At 40.2% G+C, this 620-nt stretch carries 1 protein-coding gene; it reads right to left on the bottom strand.

Features of this window, described 5'->3' with window-relative positions; translation table 11 throughout:
- The coding region (locus JCM9152_RS21110) for an SDR family NAD(P)-dependent oxidoreductase (RefSeq protein WP_035347799.1) at nt 1–620 on the bottom strand (620 nt) is incomplete at both ends.

Raw genomic sequence — 620 nt, 5'->3', positions numbered from 1 at the left:
CACTATAAGCAATCTGTAACTTTTCAGAGGTTTGACTTTGTATGGTTCCATCACTTAACACACCTGCGGCGTGCACAATTCCACGTACAGTTGGCCACTTTTTCTTTTCTACCCATTCCTTAACCAATAAGACATCATCTTCCTCTGAAACATCACAACTTACAAGCTCTATATTTGCCTGCTTACGTAGCGTAATGAGTTTGTCTTCAACTTCCTTTTTCATAGAAGACCTTGAAAGCAATACTACATATTTAGCTCCTTTTTGAACGAGTAACTCTGTAGCTACTAATCCGAGCGCCCCTTGTCCTCCACTAATGATATAGCTTGCATCACTTCTGAGAGACAAGGATCTCGAAGATACAACATCTGTGCATCGTCGTAATCTTGAAACATGGATTTCACCGTGTTGATCACTTGAAAATTCGTCTTCTTCTGAACTCTCAAAACATTGACCAATAGCCTTCACGAGATATTGACTATCTTTGTATTCTAAACACTGAGTTCGAATTTCAGGGTATTCAAGTCGAAACGTACGTGAAAGGCCCCACACTCCCGCATCGTCAGTACTTCCAGCCTTTGTCACGAAACAAATTTGCTTAATTTGCCTATCTAAACTTTGT

This window comes from Halalkalibacter hemicellulosilyticusJCM 9152, assembly GCF_000513115.1.
GTDB lineage: Bacteria > Bacillota > Bacilli > Bacillales > Bacillaceae_D > Halalkalibacter > Halalkalibacter hemicellulosilyticus.
This window is presented reverse-complemented; position numbering and strand designations above follow the sequence as displayed.